The sequence below is a fragment of the Stenotrophomonas sp. 71799_Sma genome (assembly GCF_056482505.1).
The window spans coordinates 678,282-704,275 of sequence record NZ_CM151202.1; the positions used below are offsets into that span (position 1 = coordinate 678,282).

General features: G+C 67.0%; 20 protein-coding genes and 1 riboswitch. Of the genes, 14 read left to right on the top strand and 6 right to left on the bottom strand.

What is annotated here, in order from left to right:
- Nucleotides 1–64 precede the first annotated feature (64 nt).
- The 6 genes from ACZK4Z_RS03035 to ACZK4Z_RS03060 all read left to right on the top strand — a co-directional run bounded on the left by ACZK4Z_RS03035 (nucleotide 65) and on the right by ACZK4Z_RS03060 (nucleotide 12,285).
- Complete coding sequence (locus tag ACZK4Z_RS03035) at nucleotides 65–2,626, top strand: fimbria/pilus outer membrane usher protein (protein WP_478451535.1); 2,562 nt, start codon at nucleotides 65–67, stop codon at nucleotides 2,624–2,626.
- Complete coding sequence (locus tag ACZK4Z_RS03040; protein ID WP_125894928.1) at nucleotides 2,617–3,651, top strand: fimbrial protein; 1,035 nt, start codon at nucleotides 2,617–2,619, stop codon at nucleotides 3,649–3,651. The genes ACZK4Z_RS03035 and ACZK4Z_RS03040 overlap by 10 nt, the downstream gene beginning before the upstream one ends.
- A 266-nt stretch (nucleotides 3,652–3,917) precedes the next feature.
- Nucleotides 3,918–5,102, top strand: coding sequence for a non-hydrolyzing UDP-N-acetylglucosamine 2-epimerase (gene wecB / locus ACZK4Z_RS03045; protein WP_125894926.1), 1,185 nt, complete (start codon nucleotides 3,918–3,920; stop codon nucleotides 5,100–5,102).
- On the top strand, nucleotides 5,099–7,300 hold the full coding sequence (locus ACZK4Z_RS03050) for a hypothetical protein (protein WP_125894924.1): 2,202 nt from the start codon (nucleotides 5,099–5,101) through the stop codon (nucleotides 7,298–7,300). The genes wecB and ACZK4Z_RS03050 overlap by 4 nt, the downstream gene beginning before the upstream one ends.
- 6 nt (nucleotides 7,301–7,306) lie before the next feature.
- On the top strand, nucleotides 7,307–9,454 hold the full coding sequence (locus ACZK4Z_RS03055; RefSeq protein WP_125894922.1) for a glycosyl transferase family protein: 2,148 nt from the start codon (nucleotides 7,307–7,309) through the stop codon (nucleotides 9,452–9,454).
- Nucleotides 9,451–12,285 carry an NfrA family protein gene (locus tag ACZK4Z_RS03060; RefSeq protein ID WP_125894920.1) on the top strand — a complete coding sequence of 945 codons (2,835 nt, stop codon included), beginning with the start codon at nucleotides 9,451–9,453 and terminating at the stop codon, nucleotides 12,283–12,285. The genes ACZK4Z_RS03055 and ACZK4Z_RS03060 overlap by 4 nt, the downstream gene beginning before the upstream one ends.
- Here the strand turns inward: ACZK4Z_RS03060 and ACZK4Z_RS03065 are convergent.
- The 3 genes from ACZK4Z_RS03065 to ettA all read right to left on the bottom strand — a co-directional run bounded on the left by ACZK4Z_RS03065 (nucleotide 12,279) and on the right by ettA (nucleotide 16,511).
- Nucleotides 12,279–13,283: a DUF4434 domain-containing protein gene (locus ACZK4Z_RS03065; protein WP_185749968.1), complete on the bottom strand. Its 1,005-nt coding sequence runs from the start codon at nucleotides 13,281–13,283 to the stop codon at nucleotides 12,279–12,281. The two genes, ACZK4Z_RS03060 and ACZK4Z_RS03065, sit on opposite strands and share 7 nt — an antisense overlap.
- An 82-nt stretch (nucleotides 13,284–13,365) precedes the next feature.
- Nucleotides 13,366–14,682: an NCS2 family permease gene (locus ACZK4Z_RS03070; RefSeq protein WP_005408048.1), complete on the bottom strand. Its 1,317-nt coding sequence runs from the start codon at nucleotides 14,680–14,682 to the stop codon at nucleotides 13,366–13,368.
- Between the two features lie 164 nt (nucleotides 14,683–14,846).
- Nucleotides 14,847–16,511: an energy-dependent translational throttle protein EttA gene (gene ettA, locus ACZK4Z_RS03075; RefSeq protein WP_005412220.1), complete on the bottom strand. Its 1,665-nt coding sequence runs from the start codon at nucleotides 16,509–16,511 to the stop codon at nucleotides 14,847–14,849.
- A gap of 253 nt (nucleotides 16,512–16,764) precedes the next feature.
- Between ettA and ACZK4Z_RS03080 the strand changes: the two genes are divergently transcribed.
- From ACZK4Z_RS03080 to ribD, 6 genes are all read left to right on the top strand, one after another.
- Nucleotides 16,765–17,211, top strand: a complete 447-nt coding sequence (locus ACZK4Z_RS03080) for an RcnB family protein (RefSeq protein ID WP_478451183.1) — start codon at nucleotides 16,765–16,767, stop codon at nucleotides 17,209–17,211.
- A 184-nt stretch (nucleotides 17,212–17,395) separates the two neighbouring features.
- Nucleotides 17,396–18,649 carry a serine hydroxymethyltransferase gene (glyA, locus tag ACZK4Z_RS03085; protein ID WP_010481990.1) on the top strand — a complete coding sequence of 418 codons (1,254 nt, stop codon included), beginning with the start codon at nucleotides 17,396–17,398 and terminating at the stop codon, nucleotides 18,647–18,649.
- Nucleotides 18,650–18,715: 66 nt separating this feature from the next.
- A complete protein-coding gene (locus tag ACZK4Z_RS03090) occupies nucleotides 18,716–19,135 on the top strand; it encodes a hypothetical protein (RefSeq protein WP_125894915.1) in 420 nt (139 codons plus the stop codon).
- 27 nt (nucleotides 19,136–19,162) lie between these two features.
- On the top strand, nucleotides 19,163–19,612 hold the full coding sequence (locus ACZK4Z_RS03095; RefSeq protein ID WP_125894913.1) for a hypothetical protein: 450 nt from the start codon (nucleotides 19,163–19,165) through the stop codon (nucleotides 19,610–19,612).
- 149 nt (nucleotides 19,613–19,761) lie between these two features.
- Complete coding sequence (nrdR, locus tag ACZK4Z_RS03100; protein WP_004143350.1) at nucleotides 19,762–20,283, top strand: transcriptional regulator NrdR; 522 nt, start codon at nucleotides 19,762–19,764, stop codon at nucleotides 20,281–20,283.
- Between the two features lie 169 nt (nucleotides 20,284–20,452).
- Nucleotides 20,453–21,538: a bifunctional diaminohydroxyphosphoribosylaminopyrimidine deaminase/5-amino-6-(5-phosphoribosylamino)uracil reductase RibD gene (ribD, locus tag ACZK4Z_RS03105; protein ID WP_125894911.1), complete on the top strand. Its 1,086-nt coding sequence runs from the start codon at nucleotides 20,453–20,455 to the stop codon at nucleotides 21,536–21,538.
- Between the two features lie 35 nt (nucleotides 21,539–21,573).
- On the opposite strand, the gene ACZK4Z_RS03110 is transcribed toward ribD, so the two are convergent.
- The 3 genes from ACZK4Z_RS03110 to ACZK4Z_RS03120 form a co-directional block, all read right to left on the bottom strand.
- Complete coding sequence (locus ACZK4Z_RS03110) at nucleotides 21,574–22,008, bottom strand: hypothetical protein (protein WP_329893698.1); 435 nt, start codon at nucleotides 22,006–22,008, stop codon at nucleotides 21,574–21,576.
- A gap of 95 nt (nucleotides 22,009–22,103) precedes the next feature.
- Entirely contained in the window at nucleotides 22,104–22,988 is an 885-nt protein-coding gene (locus tag ACZK4Z_RS03115; protein ID WP_125894909.1) for a hypothetical protein, read from the bottom strand.
- A gap of 152 nt (nucleotides 22,989–23,140) precedes the next feature.
- Nucleotides 23,141–23,761, bottom strand: a complete 621-nt coding sequence (locus ACZK4Z_RS03120) for a hypothetical protein (RefSeq protein ID WP_032128042.1) — start codon at nucleotides 23,759–23,761, stop codon at nucleotides 23,141–23,143.
- A 187-nt stretch (nucleotides 23,762–23,948) separates the two neighbouring features.
- Nucleotides 23,949–24,094: riboswitch (FMN riboswitch) on the top strand.
- Between the two features lie 74 nt (nucleotides 24,095–24,168).
- Between ACZK4Z_RS03120 and ACZK4Z_RS03125 the strand changes: the two genes are divergently transcribed.
- Nucleotides 24,169–24,795: a riboflavin synthase gene (locus ACZK4Z_RS03125; protein ID WP_125894907.1), complete on the top strand. Its 627-nt coding sequence runs from the start codon at nucleotides 24,169–24,171 to the stop codon at nucleotides 24,793–24,795.
- Complete coding sequence (ribB, locus tag ACZK4Z_RS03130) at nucleotides 24,792–25,892, top strand: 3,4-dihydroxy-2-butanone-4-phosphate synthase (RefSeq protein ID WP_125894905.1); 1,101 nt, start codon at nucleotides 24,792–24,794, stop codon at nucleotides 25,890–25,892. Before ACZK4Z_RS03125 ends, ribB begins: the two co-directional genes overlap by 4 nt.
- The last annotated feature ends 102 nt before the right edge of the window (nucleotides 25,893–25,994 follow it).

The following is a 25,994-nucleotide window of genomic DNA, read 5'->3' on the forward strand; positions in this document are numbered from 1 at the left end:
ATCCCGCCACCGCCGCTGTGCGGCGAATTGAAGGAATGTCAGTGTGATCGGAAACAGATTGACATTGTCGATCCATCAGGCGCTTTGCCTGTTGGTTGCTGGCGTGGCCTGCCCAGGATGGGCGCTGGCTGCCCCGGCCAATCTCGGCGAACAGGCGCTGATGGCGCAGAGTGGTGCGGCCAATGCGCGTGCACCGGAATCGGCCCAGTTCAACTCCAGCTTCCTGTCTGGCCAGGCCAAGCAGGTCGATCTGGCGGCCTTCAGCAACGGCAACCCGATGGTGGCCGGCAACTACCGTGTCGACGTCTACGTCAACGGTGCCTGGCAGGGCCGTCGCGATCTGCAGTTCAAGGCCGATGCGCAGGGCCGTGTCGACGCCTGCCTGCCGCTGCCGATGCTGGAAGAAATGGGCGTGGACAGCGAAGCCGTGCTGCTGCAGCAGGATCCGTCCGTGCCGACCGACAAGACCAGCTGCGTGCCGGTCCAGCAGCGCATGGCCAATGCCTATGGTGTCTATGACAGCGGCAACCTGCGCTACGACCTGAGCATCCCGCAGGTGTTCCTGCGCCGTGAGGCACGCGGCTACGTCAACCCGGCGCTGTGGGACCGCGGTATCAATGCCGGCTTCGTCGGCTACAGCTTCAATGCCATCGACAGCGACAGCCGTGTCGAAGGTGGCCAGCGCAACCGCAGTGCCTACCTCGGCCTCAACGCCGGCATGAACCTGGGTGGCTGGCAGTTCCGCCACGATTCGAACCTGACCTGGTCCGGCGATGGCCGCCATTGGCAGAGCATCGCCACCTATGCGCAGCGCGGCATCCCGCAGGTGCGCGGCATGCTCACCATCGGTGAGGCCTACACCACCGGTGAACTGTTCGACTCGATCGGTTACCGCGGTGCCAGCCTGGCCAGCGACGACCGCATGCTGCCCGATTCGCTGCGCGGTTACGCGCCGGTCGTGCGCGGCATCGCCGAGACCAACGCACGCATCGAAGTACGCCAGAACGAGCAGCTGATCTACTCCTCCACCGTGTCGCCGGGCAGCTTCGTCATCGACGACCTGTACCCGACCGGCTACGGCGGCGACCTGGAAGTGAGCGTGATCGAGGCCGATGGCCGCCGCCGCGAATTCAAGGTTCCGTTCGGTTCGGTGCCGCAGATGCTGCGCGAAGGCGTGTCGCGTTACTCGCTGACCGCCGGCCAGGTGCGCAACAAGCTGCTGGCCGATGAGCCGTGGCTGGTGCAGGGCACCTACCAGCGCGGTATCGGCAACCAGCTGACGCTGTACGGCGGCAGTGCACTGAGCGACGGCTACCTGTCGCTGCTGTACGGCGTCGGCCTGTCCACGCCGGTTGGCGCGTTCGCCGCCGACGTCACCCACGCACGTACGACGTTCGACCACTACGGCAACCACACCGGTGCCAGCGTGCGCTTGAGCTACAGCAACATGATCGGCGAGACCGGGACCAACCTGACCCTGGCCGCCTACCGCTATTCGACCGAAGGCTTCTACAGCCTGCAGGACGCGCTGTATGGCCGTGATTCGGACAAGCGCGGCATCGATCCGACCACCCGTGGCCGTCAGCGCAGCCAGTTCCAGGTAACGCTGAACCAGCCGCTGGGCCGTCGCGGCGGCGCGCTGTACGTGACCGGCTCGGTGCGTGACTTCTACGACCGCCCCGGCACCTCCAAGCAGTATCAGGTGGGCTACAACAACGCCTGGCGTTCGGTGAACTACGGCTTCTCGGCGCTGCGCACCGAAGAGGGCGTGCTCGGCCGTTCCGATACCCAGTACCTGCTGTCGATGAGCGTGCCGCTGGGCCGGGGTTCGCACCCGGTGTCGTTCAGCGCCGACCTCGGCGTGCGCGAGCGCGGTGGCTACGACAACAGCCGCGTTGGCATCACCGGTTCGACCGGCATCGACAACAACTTCAGCTACGGTGTGGCGCTGTCCGACTCCCGCGAAGGTGGCACCACCGCGGTGGGCAGTGCGGAATACCGCAGCCGCTACAGCGCGTTGAACGCGACCTACAGCCACTCGCGCGATTTCCGCCAGGCGTCGGTCGGTGCCAACGGCAGCGTGGTCGTGCATCCGGGCGGCTTCACCTTCACCCCGCAGCGTGGCGACACCATGGTGCTGGTGGAAGCGCCGGGCGCACGCGATGCGATTGTCAGCAACGCCCCGGGCCTGCGCGTCGACGGCCGCGGCTACGCGGTGGTCCCGTACGTGTCGCCGTACCGCCTCAATACCGTCACCCTCGACCCGCAGGGCATGGCCCACGACGTCGAGCTGGAAAGCACCAGCCAGTCGATCGCGCCGTTCGCCGGAGCCATCAGCTACCTGCGCTTCGATACCCGCAAGGGCAACGCGCTGCTGATCCAGGTGCGCAACCCCGATGGCCGCACCATGCCGTTCGGTGCGCAGGTCAAGGACGAGCAGGGCCAGCCGGTGGGCATGGTCAGCCAGGGCGGCCGCCTGTACGTGCGCAGTGACAAGAACCAGGGCAGCCTGCTGGTGGAGTGGGGCGCGGGCGCCGACCAGCGCTGCACCGTTGATTACCAGGTACCGGCAGGCGCCGATGCGTCCAAGACCGGCTTCATCCCGCTGGAGGCAGCATGCCGATGATTTCTTCCCGTGGCCGCAAGGCGTTGGCTGCCATGGCCGTGCTCGGTGGCGTGTTGCTTGCGCAGCAGGCCAGCGCCGCGTGCCGTATCAGCTCAAGCTGGTTCACCGCACAGGACGTCACCATGGACATGGGCCAGATCGTGATTCTGCCCAGCACGCCGGTCGGCGGCGTGATCAAGGAGATCAGTGAGTCGATCACTCAGCGAGATCGGGTTGCCAGCTGTGACTGGAGCGGTGGTCGTTCGATCGGTGAATACGTCAACGCGGCGCAGAAGCGCCCGGTGCCCGGTTTTGCGAATACCTATGAAACCGATGTCCCCGGTGTCGGCATCAAACTGTTCCGTGATTCGGGATCGATCCAGGTCTACTACCCCCATCAGCTGAGCTTCGGCGGTGGTAGCAGTGTTACGTTGATCGGGGGTCGCTTCCGCATCCAGTTGATCAAGACTGCCGCACAGACCGGCTCGGGCGTGATCGCGCCGAATGGTCGCTTCACCACGTATTACTTTGATGGTGACGGTGCCAGCAAGCCAGTGCTGACCTCGACCTTCAGGGGCTCGGGCACCACCGTGGTCAGCCCGACCTGTGAAGTGCAGGCCGGCAGCCGCAACATTGCTGTCGATTTCGGCAGCGTGCCCAACACCACCTTCACCGGTGTCGGTTCAAAGGCTGTCGATCGCGATTTCGAGATCCGCCTGAACTGCCAGGGCAGCAATGTCGCGCAGTATCAGAGCAAGATCGGTATCCGCCTGGATGCCGACCAGGACAGCTCGAACATGCCGGGCGTGCTGAAGCTCAGCGCGGCCACCAACAGTGCCACCCGCATCGGCATCCAGATGGTCCAGCGTGATGGCAGCACCGAGCGCGAAGTGCGTTTCGGCCAGACCGTCAACGTCGGTACCACCACGCCCGGCACCAGCACGATGACCTTGCCGCTGCGCGCGCGTTACGTGCAGACCCAGGCCGGCACGGTGGGTGCAGGTGTCGCAAACGGCCAGGCCACCTTCACCATCCAGTACGAGTAAGTCGGCCGCAGGCCGCGCCACTGCTGCGTTCCACCGCAACGTCGCCCGTTCCACGGGCGGCGTTGACTGCGTCTTGATCTTCCAACGATGAAGATCAATGCCACGACGCACGTACCATCATTCGAATGTGATGTACGTCGCGATTTTGGAGTTTCCTCATGAGGTGACCGTCTCCTGCCTGCGGGTGTTGGACGGGAACGCCGAAAGGATCCAGACGTGGCTACAGCTCCTGGCATTCCCTCGCGCCGACCTTTCGGAGCGCTGCGATGAAGGTCCTGTCGGTGTTCGGCACGCGACCGGAAGCGATCAAGATGGGGCCGCTGGTAAGGGCCTTGGCGGAGGCTGCGGACATCGAATCGGTGGTCTGTATCACCGGCCAGCACCGGGCGATGCTGGACCAGGTGATGTCGCTGTTCGCGATCACCGCCGACCATGACCTCGATGTCATGGTGCCCAACCAGACCCTCAATGGCCTGTGTTCCAAGCTGTTCGAACGGCTTGACGCGCTCTACACGCAGGTTCGTCCGGACCGGGTACTGGTGCACGGCGATACCACCACGGCGATGACCGCCGCACTGGCCGCGTTCCACCACCGCATTCCGATCGGTCACGTCGAGGCCGGCCTGCGCACCGGCGACATCAACCGGCCGTGGCCGGAGGAAATGAACCGGCGGGTGATCGATGTGGTCGGCCACCAGCTGTACGCGCCCACGCCCAGCTCGCGCGCCAACCTGGCCGGTGAACACCTGGGCGGGCAGATCCTGGTCACCGGCAATACCGTCATCGATGCCCTGCAGCAGACCGTAGAGCGGCTGGATGCCGACCCGGCGCTGCGTGCGCGGGCTGACGAACCCTTCCACATGCTTGACCCCGATCGTCGCCTGCTGCTGGTCACCGGCCACCGCCGTGAGAGCTTCGGGCAGGGCTTCGAGGACATCTGCCGTGCACTGGCCGAACTGGCGCGGCGGCCGGACCTGCAGGTGCTGTACCCGGTGCATCTCAACCCGAACGTGCAGGGCCCGGTCAACGCCCACCTCGGCCATCTCGACAACGTGCACCTGGTGCCGCCGCAGGACTACCTGCGCTTCGTGCGCCTGATGCAGCGCGCCGACGTCATCCTCACCGACTCCGGTGGCGTGCAGGAAGAAGCGCCTGCGCTGGCCAAGCCCGTGCTGGTCATGCGCGACGTCACCGAACGCCCGGAGGCGGTCGAGGCCGGAGTGGTGACGCTGGTCGGCACCAGGCCCTCGCGCATTGTCGAGGCGGTCAACGCGGCACTGGCCCAACCACCGCACCCGACCCGCTTCGATCCCGACGCCAGCCCCTACGGCGATGGCCGTGCCAGCGCGCGCATCGTCGCCGCCCTGCGTGGCACGCCCCTTCCCGAATTCTCGCCCGGCCTCCGCAACAGCGGTGCCGCCCACCCCCATCCACGCGAAGTGACGCCATGACCCAGACCGGCCGCTCTCCCCTGTTTGCATCCGCCGCCGCGTTCGTCCTGTCGGGCGTGGTTGCCAGTGCCCATGCCGCCGACAGCGTCGCCGGCCAATTCGCCGAATGGAGCGGCGACAGCACGGTCAACCGGCAGATGACCCTGCGTGAACTCGGTTTCCGCCAGCCGCTGGTGCTCAGCGGGCAGGAGAGCCAGCGCGAGGTCTACCTGCCGGTGCCGGCCGGCGTCGCCACCCGCGATGCGCAGCTGCAGCTGGACGGGCGCTATGTGCGCGGCCACGCCGGGCGCACTTCCGGCCTGTGGTCGGTCGATGGCGATCCGATCGCCGCGCGCTCGATCACCGATGCGCAGGGCGACGCCAGCCAGCTGCTGGCCATTGATGGCGAACCTCGCCAGAACGGCTTCGTGCGGGTCGGCGTCGGCTGGTGGTCGATCGTCTCCGACTACCAATGTGCCGACCAGAGCGCGCCGGCCAACGTGTTGCGGCTGTCGCCGGACTCGCGTTTCAGCTACCGCTTCGACGGCCGCGCCGTGGACACCGTGGCCAAGGCCTGGGGCGCGCTGCCACCGCAGGTGCGCCTGCTGGTGGACGGCAAGGCGCTGCAGGCGCCGGCCTACGATGCCGCCTGGCGCGTCGGTACCGCGTTGCAGGGCGGTGGCAAGCAGGTGCAGGTGGTGGCGCTACCCAAGGTCGGTGACAGTGTCGACCTGACCGGCATCAGCATCCCGGCCAGCCTGCAGGGCGTGCCGGCCTACGCTGCGCTGGCGACGGGCGAGCGTGCGCATGTGATCAAGGATCTGGCTGAAGTTGGCGCGCTGCTGTCGCTGCGTGACAGCGGGCCTTTGGCCGCTGACGTGATGATCGGCAGTGATGCGCTGCGGGCCGGCGTACGCGCGGCACTGGACGCGCTGGCCGTACAGGTTGCGGCTACGGGTGCCGATGCGGGCGCTGCCTTCGCCGCGTGGCGCGGTACCGATATGGGCGGCCTGGAAAAGCCCACGGCCAACGCATCGGTCAGCGTGGTCGCCGTTGCTGGCCGTCCGACGCTGGTGGTCGGCCCGGCGGCGGCGGGCAAGGTCGCCGGGTTGTTCGCCGAACAGTGGCGCAGCTATGCGCTGGGCCGCAGCCTGCAGGTCAGCGCGGCGGGAACACCGAAGCTGGACGGAGACCAGGTGCTGCTGAGCCGGCTCGGCAACATCGCCGGTACGATGGATGTGGTCACCCGCGCGGACCGCAGTGCCACCTTCGACCTCGGCGCGCTGTCGGCCGATGGGCGCCTGCCCGAGGAAGTGGTGATCGATGTCTCGGCGGCGCCCAACGCCGCCGGGCAGGGCGCGGTGGCCACGATCCATTTCAACGATTACCTGCTGGGCGGTAAGGTGCTGTCGGCCAATGGCCAGCCGCAACGGCTGGTGGCCAAGGTGCCGGCCTACGCGCTGTCGGCGCGCAACGAGATCCGCGTCAGCTTCCTGCGCCAGCCGGCACGACCTTATTGCCACGATCCCGCCACCGCCTATCCCGTCTCGATCCTGCCCAGCAGCCACCTGACCCTGGCCAAGCGGTCGCTGGGCAGTGATTTCGTCGGCGCCAGCAGTCAGCTGTCGCGCGGCAACCAGGTGTTCGTGCCGGCCACGTGGCTGCAGGATGCACCGGCATCGCTGCGCAAGGTGATTGCGGTGGCCAGTGCAGTGGGTGCCTCGCCGGAGGCGTCGGAACTGAAGGTGGTCGATGCCGGTGCGGCGGTCAGCCCGGGTGCGCCGTGGCTGGCGTTCGGTGTGGCGCCATCGGGTGTCGATGTGGCCGGCCTGAAGGACGGTCATCTGCTGCTCGGCGGGGAGCCGCAGCCGCTGCTGGATGTCAGCGGGTTGGATCGTGCTGCCGTGGTGCAGGTAGGGTCGTCCGGCGGTCAACTGGGCGTTCTCTACAGCGACCTCGGTGCGCAGGCGCCGTCGTTCGGCGCACCGTTCCGGCTGCTGCGCGGTGATCTCGCCGTGCTCGACGGCAGTGAGGCCGTGCGCGAGTTCGACCGCCACGATCCTTACGGGAGCCGCGTTGCACAGGATGACAATCCGCAATCGAAGTGGGAACGGCACATGGTCTGGTTGCTGCTGCTGGTCGGCGTGATCGTGTTCGCGCTGCTGGCCGCCCGCGTTACCCAGGTGCGCCGCCGCAAGTCCGCCAACACAGGGCACTGATCCGCCGTGGACGGTCTGTTCTGGAATATCCAGCTGGCCAACTACTACGCTGCCCTGGAAACCACGGCGGCGGCGGTGGCCGTGCTGATCCTGATCTCCAGCCTCGATGACCTGTTCATCGATGTCTGGTACTGGGTGCGCGAGAGCTGGCGGGCGCTCACCATCAAGCGTCGCGAGGCGTACCGGCCACTGACCCAGGACGACCTGCTGCAGCGGCCGCAACAGCCGCTGGCGATCATGGTGCCGGCGTGGATGGAGTACGACGTCATCGCGCAGATGGTGGAGAACATGATCAACGTACTCGACTACCGCGAGTACGTCGTGTTCGTCGGCACCTATCCCAACGACCAGCAGACCATCGACGAAGTGGAGCGCATGCGCCGCCGCTACAAGCGCCTGCGCCGCGTGGAAGTGCCGCATGACGGGCCGACCAGCAAGGCCGACTGCCTGAACTGGCTGATCCTGGCCATCTTCGATTACGAGAAACGCCACGACATCGAGTTCGCCGGGGTGATCCTGCACGACAGCGAGGACGTGCTGCACCCGATGGAACTGCGCTTCTACAACTACCTGCTGCCGCGCAAGGACATGATCCAGTTGCCGGTCACCTCGCTGGACCGCGAGTGGTACGAACTGGTGGCCGGCGTCTACATGGACGAGTTCGCCGAATGGCATGCCAAGGATCTGGTGGTGCGTGAAAGTGTTTCCGGCATGGTGCCGTCGGCGGGCGTCGGCACCTGCTTCTCGCGGCGCGCGCTGCTGGCACTGAGCGCGCAGACCGACAACCAGCCCTTCAACACCGACAGCCTCACCGAGGACTACGACGTCGGTGCGCGGCTGGCGGCGATGGGGATGCAGTCGATCTTCGCGCGCTTCCCGGTGCAGTTCCGCGTGCGTCGCCCGTCCTGGTTCGGCTGGGGCCCGGTACGCGAGCGCACCCAGCAAATGGCGCTGTGCGTGCGCGAGTACTTCCCCGACAACTTCCGCGCATCGTACCGGCAGAAGGCGCGGTGGGTGCTGGGCATCGGCCTGCAGAGCTGGGAGTCGCTGGGCTGGCGCGGCTCGCTGGCCACCAAGTACCTGCTGGCGCGCGACCGCAAGGGCATCATCACCTCGTTCGTCAGCATCATCGCCTACGTCATCTTCCTGCAGCTGCTGCTGTTCTGGCTGTTGAAGATGACCGGGCTGTGGACGATGCAGTTTCCCAGCGTGTTCCAGGCCGGTACCTGGCAGATGAACGTGGCGCTGCTGACCACGGCGGCGCTGGCCACCCGCGTCGTGCAGCGCTTCTACTTCGTCAACCGGCTGTATGGCTGGGAGCATGCGCTGATGTCGATCCCTCGCATGGTGGTCGGCAACATGATCAATTTCATGGCCACCGCGCGCGCGTGGAAGGTGTTCCTGGCCTACCTGCTGTTCGGCAAGCGCATGGTCTGGGACAAGACCATGCACGACTTCCCGGATGCGGCACAGCTGGTGCAGACCCGCAAGCAGCTCGGTGAGCTGTTGACCACCTGGCAGGCGGTGGAACCCGAACGCCTGCAGCAGGCGCTGGATCAGCAGCAGGCAGGCCGCCAGCAGCCGTTGGGCCGCATCCTGCTCACCCAGGGCTGGCTGGATGATGAAACGCTGGCCGAGGCGATCGCCTTCCAGGGCGACCTGCCACGCGCGGTCATCGACGTGGACTACCTGCGCGCCTGCCAGTTCCCGGTCAGTGCCGATGCCTGCGTGCAATGGCGCATGCTGCCGCTGCCACCGCGTGAGCAAGGCACCCTGCGGCTGGCCGTCGCCAGCCCATTGCCCGAAGAGGCGTTGGCGCTGCTGAAGCAGGAAACCCGCAGTGAGCACGTCGAACAGAGCATCGCCCGCGAAAGCGAAATCAACGCGGGCCTGCGCCTGATCGGCGGCGACCGGCAGTGGCACCTGGACAACGTGCCGCTGCTGGGCGACCTGCTGGTGGAAATGCGCCTGATCGACCACGCGCGCTTCGAGATCGCACTGGATGACTACATGCCGCAGCGCGACGGCCGCATCGGCGATTACCTGGTCAAGCAGGGCATCACCACCGAGGAGGCCGTGGCCCAGGCCATGCAGGAGCAGCGCCGACGTGCGGCCGCGCTGCAGTCACCGCCTCCCGGAGCCTTGCCGGCATGAAGACTACGCTGCTGTCCACTGTCATTGCCGTGGCACTGGCCAGCGCTGCGGTGCCGGTGCTGGCACAGGCCGACGCGGCACTGCCGCTGTCCGGTGCGGCCTACCGCGTCGCCGAGCAGGCGTTTGCCGCCTATGAGCGCGGCGACTACCCGGCGGCCTACCAGCAATCCACTGAAGCGATCCGGCTGCGCCCGGACGTGGTGCGGCTGCGCCTGCTGCAGATCTATGCGCTGCAGAAACTGGGGCGGGGTGCCGAGGCGCAGCAGCAGGCGCGTCGTGCACTGGACGCGGGGTTGAAGGATCCGGCGTTGCCGGCGCTGGCGGCTGCCACCGCTGCACGTAGCGCGGCAACCGGAGGCGAAGGTGCGCGCACGACATCCCCATCTCGTCCGGTCGGCAGCGCCGCACACCGCAGCAGGCAGCAGGCCTACGCGCTGGCCACCGAGGCGTACGCGGCCTATGACGCCGGGCGGATGGGAGAGGCGGCCAGCAAGGCCGAGCAGGCGTTCCGGAAGCAGCCGAAACAGGGCGCATGGGCCCTGCTATGGGTGGCAGCACTGGAGGCACAGCAACAGCCCGAACAGGCCGACGCCGCCATCGGCACCGCGCTGCAGCTGGGTGCACCGAATGCCGAGGCGCTGCGCACGCGGCGCGTGGCACTGGGTCGCCAACGCGCCCTGCTGCAGGCCCAGCAGGCCTATCAATCGCTGTCCGGAGGCGAGGATGCCGCCGCCATTGAGCAGGCACACGCTGCCGTGGAACTGGCCCCCGACGTGGCTTCATACCGGCTGCTATTGATCACCGCGCAGCTGCAGGGCGATCAGCTGGCCGACGCTGAGCACAGTGCTGATCAGGCGTTGCAGGTAGATGCCAACGACCTCAATGCACGGGTCATGCGCGGTTACCTGCGCCAGCGCCAGGGCAGCACGTCGCGGGCCAATGAGGATTTCGATGCGGCACTCGCCACGCCCGGGTCATCCATGCAGCAGCGCAACGTGCGTCTGCTGGCGGTGGATGCGGCGCTGGCCAGTGCCGACCGCACGCGCGCCGCGGCGCTGCTGGCACCCTTGCAGTCGGCATTGCCGACGGATGCGGGCGATGCACGCGCGCAGCAGTTGCTGCAGCAGGGCATCGAGCAACGCGCCCGGGCGATCCGTTCCAGTCGCGCGCTTCCCCGCATCAGCGCCCAGACCTACCCGGCACCCGTCCAGCATTGCCAGTCCGGTGATACCGGTAACGTCTGCGAGCTGACGCCGGCCGACCTGCAGGGCGATGGCGGTGCCGCACAGCGCGCCTACGCTGCCTACGCGCGCGAGGACTACGCCGATGCCATCGGTGAGGCGCGGCAGGCCGTGCAACTCGCACCGGACGACGCGAACCTGCAAGCCCTGCTGACCACCACGCTGGCAGCGGGCAACCGCGCACAGCAGGACGAAGCACGGCAGCGCCTGGATGCGGCACTGGCACAGCGTCCTGACGATGCGGAGGCGCTGATGCAGCGCGGCTACCTCAACCAGAAGGCGCACGAACCGGCGCAGGCACTGGCCGACTTCCGTGCCGCCGAGGCCACCGGCAAGGCACCGAAAAGCGTGGTGCTCGACCAGGCCTACGCCAGCGCAGCCAACGGCGATCATCCACAGGCGGTGACCCTGCTGCGTAGCGCCATCGACCGCGCCGACGTCGGTGAGCTGCCGCTGGATGAGCATCAGCGCTACAACGTGCGCAATGCCATCGCCAACTATTCACGCGAGTGGGGCGTGATCGCCTCGGCCGGTTTCCGGGGGGCGCGCCAGGCCGCAACCAATGTCGGCGGTGCGGCGATCAGTACGCCCGGCGATTCGGTGTTCAGTACGCTGGAGGCGTTCTGGCGGCCCCCGGCCTTCAACGACCAGCATGGCACGCTGGAGCTCTACGCACGCCTGCTCAACACGCTGTACGACGAGGGCGGCACCTACGAGTCGATCCGTGCGGTGGATCCGTGCACCGGCGAATCAACGCCGGATGCGCGTGCACGCGCCGAGCGCCTCAGTCATTCGCGCTCGACCACCGGCTGGCCGTCCACCATCGCCTCGTTCGGGTTGCGCTACGCGTTTGGCCAGACCGGTCTGAGCGCCGGCATCGAGCGCCGCCAGTTCCTCGGCAGCGCCACCCGCCAGGGCGAGGTCTACCCCGCATCGGCAGCGGTGCAGTGCCGCCTGCAGCTGGCCCTGAACCGGCCACTGGAAGCCAGCACGCTGGCGCGCTACCGCTTGGCCAGCGGTTCCGGTGGATGGATGTCCTACCTGACCTACGGCTATTACCACGGCACCGATCTGCGCACCGATGTGAACCAGTGGTGGATGGTCAGTGGCTATGCGCAGGGGGGATATACCTGGGACGACAACGGTGCCACCTTCACCCTCGACGCGCTCGATGCCAACGGCACGCCGGTGCGGCGCCTTGGCGAGGCCAACGGGCGCCTGCATCGCGAACAGTGGTTCGCTGCCGGTGAACTGCGCGCCGGGCGCAGCTTCCGTTTCGGTGCCGGGCAGACGCACTGGGTGGTCACACCCTATGTCGTGGTTGGCGCCGATTGGCTGGACCAGCGCTCGCGCGTGCGCGACATCCGTTATCCGCCGTTCCCGGCGCAGTCGTTCGCGCTCAACGATACGCAGCGCAGCTGGTCACTTGGCGCAGGGCCAGGCGTGGGCGTGCGTTACTGGTTCCGCGAGGACCACTACAACACGCCGCGTTCCTACCTGGACCTGACCGTGCAGTACCGCATCGCCATCGGCGGTGGTGATACGCAGCGTGCCAAGGGCCTGTTCGCCACCGCCATCCTCTACTACTGAGGCAGGCCCCAGCGTCGCCGCAGCGCTGCGGCCTGCGGTGTGTCCTGGGTCAGCCATGGCTCCAGTGCATAGGCCAGCACGTGCTGTGCGCCGCTGTCGCGTGCCCATGCCAATTGCCGCTGGATGCGTGCGGCATCGGCCGTTTCGCCCTTGAATCCGCTGCCGTCGGCAGGGCCGCCGGGCAGTTCGCGGAACAGTTCAACGATCGCATCGAAGCCGATGCCGTGTGCGTGGAAATGATCGAGCAGCGGTTGCAGCTGCTGCACGTTGCCGACACCGGCTACGCCCACACCGTCCTGCACCATCGGCCGCACCGCCGCTTGGGCCAGCACGGCCTGCCACAGCGTGACCAGGTTGCCATTGGTCTGCAGGCGGCTGAAGTAACAGGAGATCGCACAGTCACCGCCGCGTGCGCCGGCGGCCTGCACCAGGCCGTGCAACCACTGCGTCAGCCACAGCTGGCGGGCCGGATCGGCCCAGTGATACTGCTCCAGCTCGTAGGGCAGGTACCAGCCCCCGAAGGCCGGCTGCTGCGCCCAGGGCGCCTGTGCCAACCAGCGGCGTGCCTGCACCAGGCTCTCGGCCAGGAAGGCCTGCAGCGTGGCATCGTCGGCGCCGATGGCCTGCCACCAGCGTTGCTGGAAGGGGAGGCCGACGCGGATGCGGATGTCGTTCTCGCTGGCGGCGGTGAACAGCTGCTGCAGGCTGCTGTCCGGCAGCGACCAGTCGCCGTCGCTGCCACCGACGATGCCGGTCCACTGCAGCACCAGCTGCCGGCAGCCCAGCGTACGTGCAAGCTTCAAGGATCGTTGCCAGTCGGCCAGGTCCCACTGCAGGTGGCTGCGCCACGGCTGCAGGAAGGTGCCATCGACCTGCACCGGCAACGAGCAGCCGGGCAGGGTGGTCAGCGCAGCGGCCAGCGGTGCCAGCACTGCCGCACGCAGCAGCCGGCGGCGCAACGGCGAGGACGGATCAGCAGGAAGGACTGGCGGCACCATGCCCGCATCATCCCAAAGCACCGTGCGCGGCAGGTGAACCACCGCCCGGTAGTGCCGGCCGCTGGCCGGCACCGCCCAACGCTTATTCCAACGCGTAGCGCAGGGTGAACAGCACCGCCACCAGCCACACCGCCGGATGCACTTCGCGCCAGCGGCCGGTACCGGCCTTCAGTGCGGCATAGGCGATGAAGCCGAACGCCAGGCCATTGGCGATGGAGTAGGTGAACGGCATCGCCAGCGCACACAGTGCCGCCGGCACCGATTCGGTCAGGTCGCTCCAGTCCACTTCCACCAGTTCGCGCAGCATCAGGCCAGCCACGAACAGCAACGCCGGTGCGGTGGCATAGCTGGGCACCATCGCCGCCAGCGGCGAGAACAGCAGCGCGGCCAGGAACAGTGCCGATACCACCAGTGCGGTCAGGCCGGTACGGCCGCCCACCTGCACGCCCGAGGCGCTTTCGGCGAAGGCGGTGGTGCTGCTGGTGCCGAGCATCGAACCGGCCACGATCGCCGTGCTGTCGGCCAGCAACGCGCGGCCGAAGCGCTTCTGCGCGCCCGGCAGCTTCAGCAGGCCGGCGCGGCCGACCACGCCATACAGGGTGCCGGTGGCATCGAACACTTCCACCAGCACGAACACCAGCACCACCTGCAGCAGCACCGCGATCGGCGCACCGCCGTCATGGTGCAGCAGGCCCGGCAGGTCCAGCTGCAGGAAGGTGGGTGCCAGGCTCGGCGGCAGCGAGACCAGGCCCTGGTACTGCACGTCGCCCAGCGCCCAGCCGGCGCCGGTCACCGCCAGGATGCCGATCAGGATCGCGCCACGGATGCGACGCGCTTCCAGTACCGCGATCAGCAGGAAACCGGCCAGCGCCAGCAGCGGCGGCGCCGTGTTCAACGGGCCCAGCGCCACCAGCGTGTCTTCATTGCCGACGATCACGCCGGACTTCTGCAGCGCGATGATCGCCAGGAACAGGCCGATGCCGGCCACGATGGCCGAGCGCAGCGACGAAGGAATGCCCGACACCAGCCATGCACGCACACCGGTCAGCGACAGCACCAGGAACACCAGGCCGGAGATGAACACCGCTCCCAGTGCCTGCTGCCACGGCAGGCCGGCAGCGCCGACCACGGTGAAGGCGAAGAACGCGTTCAGGCCCATGCCGGGCGCCATGCCGACCGGGAAGTTGGCGGCCAGCGCCATCACCGCCGAACCCAGTGCAGCCGCCAGGCAGGTGGCCACGAACACCGCGCCCGCATCCATGCCGGTGGTGCCAAGGATCTCGGGATTGACGAAGACGATGTAGGACATCGTCAGGAAGGTGGTGACACCGGCCAGCAGCTCGGTGCGCACGGTGGTGCCGTGCTGCTGCAGCTGGAACAGGCGCTCGAACAGGGACATGGGGGAATCTCGCGACAATAATGCGTCACGACCAACGGTCGTGACGTACCCGAATGCAGAACGTGGGTACCGACCGTTGGTCGGTACGCTTCACAGCGTCACCACCAACGGTGGTGACCTACCGAAATGAGAAAGGCCGCGCGAGCGCGGCCTTTCCTGTTGCCTTACTTCAGCGCCTTGAAGCGCAGGCGCTTCGGCGCGGCGTCGTCGCCCATGCGGCGGCGCTTGTCTTCTTCGTACTCGCGGTAGTTGCCCTGGAAGAACTCCACGTGCGAGTCGCCTTCGAACGCCAGGATGTGGGTCGCGATGCGATCCAGGAACCAGCGGTCATGCGAAATGACGAAGGTGTTGCCCGGGAACTCCAGCAGCGCATCTTCCAGCGCACGCAGGGTTTCGATGTCCAGGTCGTTGGACGGTTCGTCGAGCAGCAGCACGTTGCCACCCTGCAGCAGGGTCTTGGCCATGTGCAGGCGGCCACGCTCACCACCGGACAGCGAACCGACCATCTTCTGCTGGTCCTGGCCCTTGAAGTTGAAGCGGCCGATGTAGGCGCGCGACTGGATCTCGATGCCGTTGATGTTGAGGATGTCCAGGCCGCCAGCGATTTCCTGGAAGACGTTGTGGTTGCCTTCCAGCGCGTCGCGGCTCTGGTCCACGTAGGACAGCTTCACGGTCGGGCCGACCACGATCTCGCCGGTATCCGGCTTTTCCTGGCCGGTGATCATCTTGAACAGGGTCGACTTACCGGCACCGTTCGGGCCGATGATGCCGACGATGGCGCCGGCCGGCACCAGGAAGCTCAGGTTGTCGAACAGCAGGCGGTCGCCGAACTTCTTGGAGACGTTCTTGAACTCCATCACCGCATTGCCCAGGCGCTCGCCCGGCGGGATGAAGATTTCATTGGTCTCGTTGCGCTTCTGGTAATCGACCGACTGCAGCTCTTCCAGGCGGGCCAGACGGGCCTTGCCCTTGGTGCGGCCGCCCTTGGCGTTCTGGCGCGACCACTCCAGTTCCTTCTGGATCGCCTTCTGGCGAGCCTTTTCCTGGTTGTCTTCCTGCTTCAGGCGTTCATCCTTCTGGGTCAGCCAGTCGGTGTAGTTGCCCTTCCACGGAATGCCGCGGCCGCGGTCCAGTTCCAGGATCCACTCGGCGGCGTTGTCCAGGAAGTAGCGATCGTGGGTGACCGCCACCACGGTGCCGGTGTAGCGCGCCAGGAACTGTTCCAGCCATTCCACCGACTCGGCGTCGAGGTGGTTGGTCGGTTCGTCGAGCAGCAGCATGTCCGGCTTCTGCAGCAGCAGGCGGCACAGCGCTACGCGGCGCTTTTCACCACCGGACAGCTTGCCGACCACGGCATCCCACGGCGGCAGGCGCAGCGCATCGGCGGCCACGTCCAGCTGGTTCTCCAGGGTGTGCGCGTCGCCAGCGGCCAGGATCGCCTCCAGGCGCTCCTGTTCCTTGGCCAGCGCGTCGAAGTCGGCGCCTTCCTCGGCGTAGGCCAGGTACACCGCGTCCAGCGCGGCCTGGGCCTGCAGCACTTCGCCCACGCCTTCCTCGACCGCTTCACGCACGGTCTTGGTCGGGTCCAGTTCCGGTTCCTGCGCCAGGTAGCCGACCTTGATGCCCGGCTGCGGGCGGGCTTCGCCCTCGAAATCGGTGTCCACGCCGGCCATGATCTTCAGCACGGTGGACTTGCCGGCGCCGTTCAGGCCCAGCAGGCCGATCTTCGCGCCCGGGAAGAAGGACAGCGAGATGTCCTTGATGATCTGCCGCTTGGGCGGGACCACCTTGGACACGCGGTTCATGGTGTAGATGTATTGCGAGGACATGCGGTCTCCGTAGGCGCGGCCCTGCGCCCGACCCGTCACGGGAACATCCCGTTGCGGCAGCGGGCACAGACTGAAATGGAATACCGCCAATTATAGCCGGAACCGGTTCCGGGCCGCGCCCGGGCAGGGGCGCCGGGCTGGCCGCGGCCTGAATACCCGGTCACAGTCCTGTAGCGGGAAGCGTTTCCAGCCGGAAACGGTTCAGATCGGGTGCGCAATATGGGCTTACCACCCACCCGAGCAGAGGTCTGACATGCGCATCAATCGAGTAATGGCCGGCGCCGTGGCCCCGGCCTTCGCCGACAACGACCACCGCCGCGACCACGACCGCCGCGAGTGGCGCGAGGACCGCCGCGAATGGCGCCAGGACCGTCGTGACTGGGAACGCGACCGCCGCGAGGCCCGGCGCGACTACCGCCAGGATCACCGCGAGTGGCACCGCGACCATGACCGCTACTACCGCCCGGCACCGCCGCGTGTGGTGTACCGCCCGGCCTATGGCCCGGGCTACGGCTGGAAGGTCGGCCATCGCTACCGCGACTACTACCGTGGCCCGATCTATGTGGTGAACGACTATCCGCGCTATCACCTGCGTCGCCCGCCGTATGGCCACCACTGGATCCGCGATGACCGCGGCAACATGCTGCTGGTGGCCATCGCCACCGGTGTGATCGCCCAGTACGTGCTCAGCAGCCGCTGAGTCCGCAGCCACCTCCACGCATGGCGTGGATCTACCGGTACGCCGGTACAGCGCACTCGAAACCATACGGGGCCGGATTCCTTCGGGGATGCCGGCCCCGTCCGTTTCGGCCCCGGCAGGCCCGGTGCGGGGCTACAATCGGGGGCTGAGCCGTACCCCTTTTCCCTGCCTGCTGGAGTACCCGATGTTCCCGCGTGACGTCCGCATCGAATCCTACGATCCCGAACTGGCCAAGGCCATCGCCGCTGAGACCCAGCGCCAGGAAGACCACGTCGAGCTGATCGCCAGCGAGAACTACACCAGCCCGGCGGTGATGGAAGCGCAGGGCAGCCAGCTGACCAACAAGTACGCCGAAGGCTACCCGGGCAAGCGCTACTACGGTGGTTGCGAATACGTGGACATCGCCGAGCAGCTGGCGATCGATCGCCTGAAGCAGCTGTTCGGCGCCGACTACGCCAACGTGCAGCCGCACAGCGGCTCGCAGGCCAACCAGGCCGTGTACTTCGCCCTGCTGCAGCCGGGTGACACCATCCTCGGCATGAGCCTGGCCCACGGCGGCCACCTCACCCACGGTGCCAAGGTGAACGCCTCGGGCAAGCTGTTCAACGCCGTGCAGTATGGTGTGAACGACCAGGGCCTGATCGATTACGACGAAGTCGAGCGCCTGGCCCTGGAGCACAAGCCGAAGATGGTCGTGGCCGGCTTCTCCGCCTACTCGCAGGTGATCGACTGGGCGCGCTTCCGCGCCATCGCCGACAAGGTCGGCGCCTACCTGTTCGTCGACATGGCCCACGTCGCCGGCCTGGTCGCCGCTGGCGTCTACCCGAGCCCGCTGGAACACGCGCACGTGGTCACCTCGACCACCCACAAGACCCTGCGCGGCCCGCGCGGCGGCATCATCGTCGCCAAGGGCGCCGACGAAGACCTGGTCAAGAAGCTGCAGTCGATCGTGTTCCCGGGCATCCAGGGTGGTCCGCTGATGCACGTCATCGCCGGCAAGGCCGTGGCCTTCAAGGAAGCGCTGGAACCGGGCTTCAAGGCCTACCAGCAGCAGGTGGTGAAGAACGCCCAGGCGATGGCCAACACGCTGATCGCGCGCGGCTACAAGATCGTCTCCGGTGGCACCCAGAACCACCTGATGCTGGTCGACATGATCGGCAAGGACGTGTCCGGCAAGGACGCGGAAGCCGCGCTGGGCAAGGCCCACATCACCGTCAACAAGAACTCGGTGCCGAACGACCCGCGTTCGCCGTTCGTGACCTCGGGCCTGCGCCTGGGCACCCCGGCGGTGACCACCCGTGGTTACGTCGAACAGGATTGCGTGGACCTGGCCAACTGGATCGCCGACGTGCTCGACGCACCGAACGATGACGCCGTCATCGCCCGCGTGCGCGACGCCGTCAGCGCGCAGTGCCGCAAGTACCCGGTCTACGGCTGATCGCAGCAGGGGTCGGATCCCTTCCTGCCGGGAAGGGCTCCGACACCGGTATGGGAGTAACCGCGCATGGATGAGCGCCACCTCAAGTACCTCTACGCCGCGCTGGCGGTGCTGTTCGGCCTGCCCAGCCTGGCGATGGGCGGCGCGGCGGCGACGATGCTGCTGCTGATGGGGCTGGGCCAGTTTGGTCATGGCACGCTGGCCTCGGTAACGGTGATGCCGCTGTGGGGCCTGGCCGGCATTGCCGGCTGCCTGGCCTGGTTGTGGCTGAGCGCGGGTTTTCTGATGCAGGGGCGTGCCGGGCTGCACGTGCACCGCCTCTGGTGGTGGATGCTGCTGGCGGGCGGTCTCGCCGCCTTGCCGCCGCTGGGGCTGGCGCTGTGGTGGGGCATCGCCGTGCACGGCGAAGGCCTCGGCTTGTTGCTGCTGGGCCCATCGATGCTGGTGCCGGCTGCGATGCTGGTGTGGATCAAACGCCGCGGATGATGCGGCCCAGGGAAGGAAACCGAACGCATGGATGAGCGTCTGCACAAACGCTGGATGGCCATTGCCGGCCTGTTGGTGGGCCTGCCAACGGTGGCCGCCGGAGGCACGGGTGCCGTGCTGGGTCTGATGGTCGTATGGGATGGCAAGTACCTGACCGGTGACGAGTACAGGATCCTGCTGTTGTGGTCGTCGGCCGGGATCATCGGCCTGCTGTCGTGGTTGTGGCTGAGCGGCCTGTTCCTGTGGCGCGGTGTTACCGGCTTGCGCCAATCGCCGGTTGTCGCCTGGATAGGCCTGGCGCTGGGAAGCCTGGCCGCGCTGGGCGTGGTCGCCGCCACGCTGTACTTCACCTTCAAGCGCGGGGAGATCTCGACCCTGGCCTTCCTCGGGTTCGGCCCGCCGCTGCTGGTGATGGCAGGGCATCTGGCGTGGCTGCGTTGGGCGCGCGCGGCCTCGGCGCCGCCGGCACCCGGTTGAACGCGCAGCGCTGACCGCGCTGGCGGCTCTGTTCGGCCGAAATGCAGGCACTTCCGCGCAGACAGCATTTGCTGCGGGGCCCTTTCTCAGGTACCTTTGCGACGCTGCCATGACCGTGGCAATAGGTACTTTCCTGAGCCAGGCGTTCCATGCACTGCCCCTTCTGCCAACATGCCGATACCCGGGTCATCGACTCGCGCGTCTCCGAAGACGGCGCGACGATCCGTCGTCGGCGTGAATGCGAAGCCTGTGGCGAGCGCTTCAGCACCATGGAAACGGTGGAGTTGAAACTGCCCGCCATCGTCAAGAGCGATGGCACCCGTGAAGCATTCGACCAGCGCAAGGTCCGCGCTGGCTTCGACCGCGCGCTGCAGAAGCGTGCGGTGGCCGAAGACAAGATCGAAGCGGCGGTACGCGCCGTGGTCCACCAGCTGCGCATCAGCGGCGAGCGCGAAGTGCCCTCGATCAAGGTCGGCGAGTTCGTCATGAACGAACTGCGCAAGCTCGACCATGTCGGCTACGTACGCTTCGCGTCGGTCTACCGCAGCTTCGAGGACGTGGCCGATTTCCGCGAGGAGATCGAGAAGCTGGAGCGTGATCTGCCCTCCAGTACCGAACAGCTGCAGCTGCTGGGCGACGTGATCGCCCTGACCAAGAAGAAGAAGGGCTGACGCCCCGGTAGATGCCAACCTTGGTTGGCACAGATATCTGCTTCGGTGGATGCCAACCTTGGTTGGCACAGATATCTGCTTCGGTGGGTGCCAACCTTGGTTGGCACAGTGGCGCCCATCCACGCATGGCGTGGATCTACACCGGCACCAACGGCGCTACCATGGCCGCATGACCACCCCGTTCTCCGTTCTCGACCACCTGCACATGGCCAACGCACTGCGTCTGGCCGAGCGTGCCGCCTACACCACCCGCCCAAACCCGATGGTCGGCTGCGTGATCGCCCACGGCGAACGTGTGGTCGGGCAGGGCTGGCACCAGCGTGCCGGTGGACCGCACGCCGAAGTGTTCGCGCTGCGCGAGGCAGGAAGCGAGGCGCGCGGTGCCACCGCCTACGTCACCCTGGAGCCTTGTGCGCACTACGGGCGCACACCGCCGTGTGCGCTGGCCTTGATCGAAGCGGGTGTGTCGCGCGTCGTTGCCGCGATGCGCGATCCGTTCCCGAAGGTCGATGGTGGTGGCTTCGATCTGCTGCGCAATGCGGGCATCGAAGTCGCTGAAGGGCTGATGGCGACGCAGGCACGTGAGCTCAACAAGGGCTTCCTGTCGCGTGTGGAGCGCAACCGGCCGTGGCTGCGGGTGAAGCTGGCGGCCAGCCTCGACGGTCGCACCGCGATGGCCGATGGTAGCTCCAAGTGGATCACCGGCCCGGCCGCGCGCGAAGACGTGCAGCACTGGCGCGCGCGCGCAGGTGCGATCCTGACCGGCGCCGAAACCGTACTGGCCGACGACCCGATGCTGACCGTGCGCCTGGCTGATGCCGAGGTGATGCCGCCACTGCGCGTAGTGCTGGATTCGCGCCTGCGCTCACTGGAGTGCAGCCGTGTGCGCGAGGGTGGGGCACCGACGCTGTACCTGCACGATGCTGCAGTGAGTGCACCGGATGCGGCTGACGCAGAATTTGCCAGCGTGCCCAGTGTTGACGGCCGTCTCGATCTTGGCGCGGTGCTGGCATTGCTGGCCGAGCGCGGCATCAACGAAGTGCATACCGAAGCCGGCGCGACGCTGGCCGGTACCTTGCTGCGCGGCGGCTGGGTGGACGAACTGCTGCTGTATCAGGCGCCCACGCTGCTGGGCGACAACGGCCGCCCGCTGCTGGCTGGCCTCGGCATCGATGCCATGGACCAGCAGCGTCGCCTGCGTGTGGTGGACCAGCGTCAGGTCGGTGAGGACATCAGGCTGCTGCTGCGCCCGTGAGGCAATGACGCGAAGCAGGGGCGACGCCCTTGTCGTCAGGCATCCTCGTCGTCTTCTTCGCCGACCGGGCACTGGCCCTTCCATTGCTGCTTCCACAGCGCATGCAGGTTGCGGCAGTACGCGCCCAGTGCCTCGCCCGGCAGGTTCTTCGCCTTCAATCGCAACTGGTGACGGGTAAACCCGTCGTCGTACTCATGCGGCAATACCAACACGGCACACTGATCGTGGTACATCAGGAACGCGTGACAGTCGTCGTCTTCGCTCATCCACGCATCCAGCTGCCGGTCGCTCAGCAGGGTTGACTCGAAGGCAACCGCTGGGATGACCGAGAAGGTCGTAATCCTGGACTTGGGAGCTTTGGCTTGCCCGCACGCCACAAGCGCCAGCAGCGTCAGCAACATGACCATGGTCGACGTCGTGCGGTGTTTCATGCGGTTGCCCCGATGGAAGAGGGCAACAGCATTGACCATGCAGGCCACGCAGGGCCATGCAACGGTTCTGAAAGTGCGGCCGCCCTCGTCGTCGGCGACAATGAGCCGAGCGTGGGCTCGGCTCTACACGCGGCTCACGCGCACTCGTCGGTCCACATCATCTCGGCGATCGGGCGCAGTGCCTTGCACTCCTGCGTCATCTCATCGGCCGACTGCACCTGTGCCTTGGCCTTCAGCTCCTCGGCCATGGCGTCCACGCCGCTGATCTGGTCCGGTGCGATCTTCGCCACGCAGGCACGATGCTGCTGCAGCAACAGGTCGCAGCCCGGTACGCCGGTCACCTTCGGCGCGTTGGCCGCCTGCGCGTCCTGCATCCAGTCCTCGAACGGTGCCAGCGCACCGGCCAAGGTGCCCACCAGGTCATCGAAGTTGCCGCTGTACCAGTAGCCGTTGTCCTTGGCCGGGTACAGGGTGAAGGTGCCGCTGACCGGCACGCGCGCGCCACTCTGCAGCGCTTGGGTGTAGGCATCGGTGAACTGCTTGCGCGAGGCCGGGCTGGCATCGGATGCGAGGCTGGCGGCGAACAGCGGGCGCACCTTGCCCAGGTCGGGCAGCTGGCAGCTGTAGGTGATCCGCGCCAGCTTCTGGTCTTCAACGTATTCGTTGTCTTCGATCACGCTCTTGGTGGCGCGGCACTTCGAATCACGCAGCGCCTTGGCATACAGCGCTTCGGTGGCCGCAGCGTCGACCTTGGCGCCGGTGCTGGCCAGTACGGTCTGCCAGGGTTCGGCCAATGCCTTGGCCAGCGCACCCGGATTCGGGGTTACAGCGTCCTGGCCTTCGAATGCCGGTTTCAGTGCGTCGTTGAGCGCGCGCGTGGCGGTCGCGTCGTCTTCCAGCAGGGTGCGTGCATACAGGTCGAACGCCTGTTCGGGCGACAGCGTGGCCGGGGCGGCCGTGGCGATCAGCGGGGCGCACAACAGCATGCTGGCCAGCAGAGTACGGGTGGGGGTCTTCATGACGGTGTTTTCCTGTTCCAGAGGCGCGCAAGCCTAGCGCATCTGCGTGGACTTTCGATGACGCGATGGGGTCACGAGGTCGTGTATGCCGGCCAAAAAAACGGGCCCCTTGCGGGGCCCGTTCGATCGCACGACGAGGAGCGATCGTTGGATCAGAAGCTGGCGCGGACGCCGGCCGAGTACTGGGTGACGTCGCGGTAGCCGGAGATCTCGCCCACCAGACCCCAGGTCCTGGTGAAGTTGATCTGGCCACCGATGGTGCCGACCCAGGTGCCCTTGTAGTTGTTGCCGCCGTCCATGTAACCGGCCTTGGCCCAGGCTTCGGTCATGCGCGACGGCTTGCCGCGGATGCCCATGGTGGCGCGGGCCAGGTTGGTGTGGTCCTTGTAGCGGTCGCTGTAGCCGTCATAACGATCGGTCAGCTCAGCGTTCTGGCGCACCCAGGCGATGTCGGCGGTGAAGTCGACGCGGTCGGTCCACGGCATGTGGTAGCCGATGCCCAGCTCCGGCTGATTCAGTTCAACCTTCAGCGAACCGTCGCTGTAGTGATAGGTCTTGCTGGTGCGCGACCAGCCACCAAACACGTAGACCTGTTCGGCGATGGCCACGGAGCCACGCAGGTAGCCGCCGTCGACCTTCGGGTCGTCCAGTGCGTTGTCGTCAACCTTGACCTGCGTCCAACCGCCTTCAACGTAGGTGTAGCTCAGGGCGTCGGCCGAAGCCGAGAGCGGGGCGGCGGCCAGCAGGGCGGCCACGATCAGCATCTTGCGCATGGGAATTCCTGTGAATTTCAGTCCTTTGGCGGGCCTGCCCAGCGGGCTGCCCGTGGCGACCTCATGTCGTCCGGGGCAGAATTTTAATGAAAGTTTTACAAATTGCGAGCGACGGCCGTCACAGCTGTGGCATCCGACCCCGTTCAGCACGGGCTGGTACACTAGCCACGCCGGTTCGCCGGTACACAAACGTCTTCAGGGCGGGGTGCAATTCCCCACCGGCGGTAGGTGCGCAAGCACGAGCCCGCGAGCGCCCCGGCCCACGGCCGGGGGTCAGCAGATCCGGTCCAATGCCGGAGCCGACGGTCATAGTCCGGATGAAAGAAGACGGTGCCACAGGGCTCATGCCCTGCGTGCGCCTGTTTGCCTTGCGGCGTTTTTCGCTCACTTTTCGCGGAGAACGTTACTTGTTTACTGGAATCATCGAAGGCGTCGGCCGTCTGGCCGCACGCGAATCCATCGGCGGCGATGTCCGCTTCACCTTCAATGTCGGGACTCTGCCGTTCGACAACGTGCAGATGGGCGAGAGCATTGCCATCAACGGCGTCTGCCTCACCGTCATCGCATTCGACGCCAGCAACTTCCAGGCTGACGCGTCCACCGAGACCCTGGGCCTGACCACGCTCGGCCAGCTGTCCGAAGGGGCGGTCATCAACCTTGAACGCGCCATGCGCCCGACCGACCGCCTCGGCGGCCATCTGGTCAGCGGCCACGTCGACGGCCTCGGCCAAGTGCTGTCCATCCACGAAGACGCGCGTGCCCAGCGTTGGCGATTCGCAGCGCCGGCCTCGCTGCGCCGCTACATCGCCAAGAAGGGCTCGATCTGCGTGGACGGCGTCAGCCTCACCGTCAACGAAGTGGATGATGAGGGCTTCGAAGTCGCCCTGATCCCGCACACGGTGGCCAACACCGCCTTCTCCGCCGCGGGCGTGGGCAGTGCGGTCAACCTTGAAATCGACCTGGTGGCCCGATACGTGGAGCGCCTGATCAGTGTGCCGGCCAACGGTCAGCACCCGCATGGAGATGCAGCATGAATTTCGCCCCGATTCCGGAGATCCTGGAAGACATCCGCCTGGGCCGCATGGTCGTCATCGTCGATGACGAAGACCGCGAGAACGAAGGCGACCTGATCATGGCCGCCGAGCTGGTCAAGGCCAGCGACATCAACTTCATGGTCACCCATGGCCGTGGCCTGGTGTGCCTGCCGCTGAACCGCACCCGCGCCGCCGATCTCGGCCTGGCGCCGATGGTGCAGGCCAATACCGCGCAGTTCCAGACCAATTTCACGGTCAGCATCGAGGCCGCCGAGGGCGTCACCACCGGCATCTCGGCGCATGACCGCGCGCATACCATCCGCACCGCGGTGAAGCCCAACGCCAAGCCGTCGGACCTGCACCAGCCGGGCCATATCTTCCCGCTGATCGCCCAGCCGGGCGGCGTGCTGACCCGCGCCGGCCACACCGAAGCCGCCGTGGACATGGCCATGCTGGCCGGGCTGGAACCGGCCGGCGTGCTGGTGGAGATCCTGAACCCGGATGGCAGCATGGCGCGCCGCCCGGAGCTGGAAGTGTTCGCCCGCGAGCACGGCCTGAAGATGGGCTCCATCGCCGACCTGATCGCCTACCGTCTGGCCACCGAGAAGACCGTCGAGCGCGTCGATGAACGCGACATCGATACCGAATTCGGCCCGTTCAAGCTGGTCACCTATCGCGACCGCATCGCCCACGACGTGCATTTCGCCCTGGTGCGCGGCACTCCGGATGCCGAAACGCCGACCCTGGTGCGCGTGCAGGTGGAAAACCCGCTGGCCGACCTGCTGCACTGGCGCCGTGACGACTTCGGCGTGGCCGCCACCGATGCCCTGCGTGCCATCGATGCCGAAGGCGCCGGTGTGATGGTGGTGCTGTCGGCTCCGCGCGACGGTGAGGCCCTGCTGGCGCGTCTGCGCCAGCAGCCGGCGCCGGTGGTGCCGGGCAAGGACAAGGACGTGAGCCAGTGGCGCCGCAATGGTGCTGGCGCGCAGATCCTGTCCGACCTGGGCCTGGGCAAGCTGCGCGTACTGGGCACCCCGCGTCGCCAGATCGGCCTGGCAGGCTACGGCCTGGAAGTGGTGGAGACGGTCACCCTGTAATGGGTAGTGCCGGCCGCTGGCCGGCAACCGCATCCCCGGGATTGCCGGCCAGCGGCCGGCACTACCGGCAGGTGCCGACCCCGTGCCACCGGTGGGTGCCGA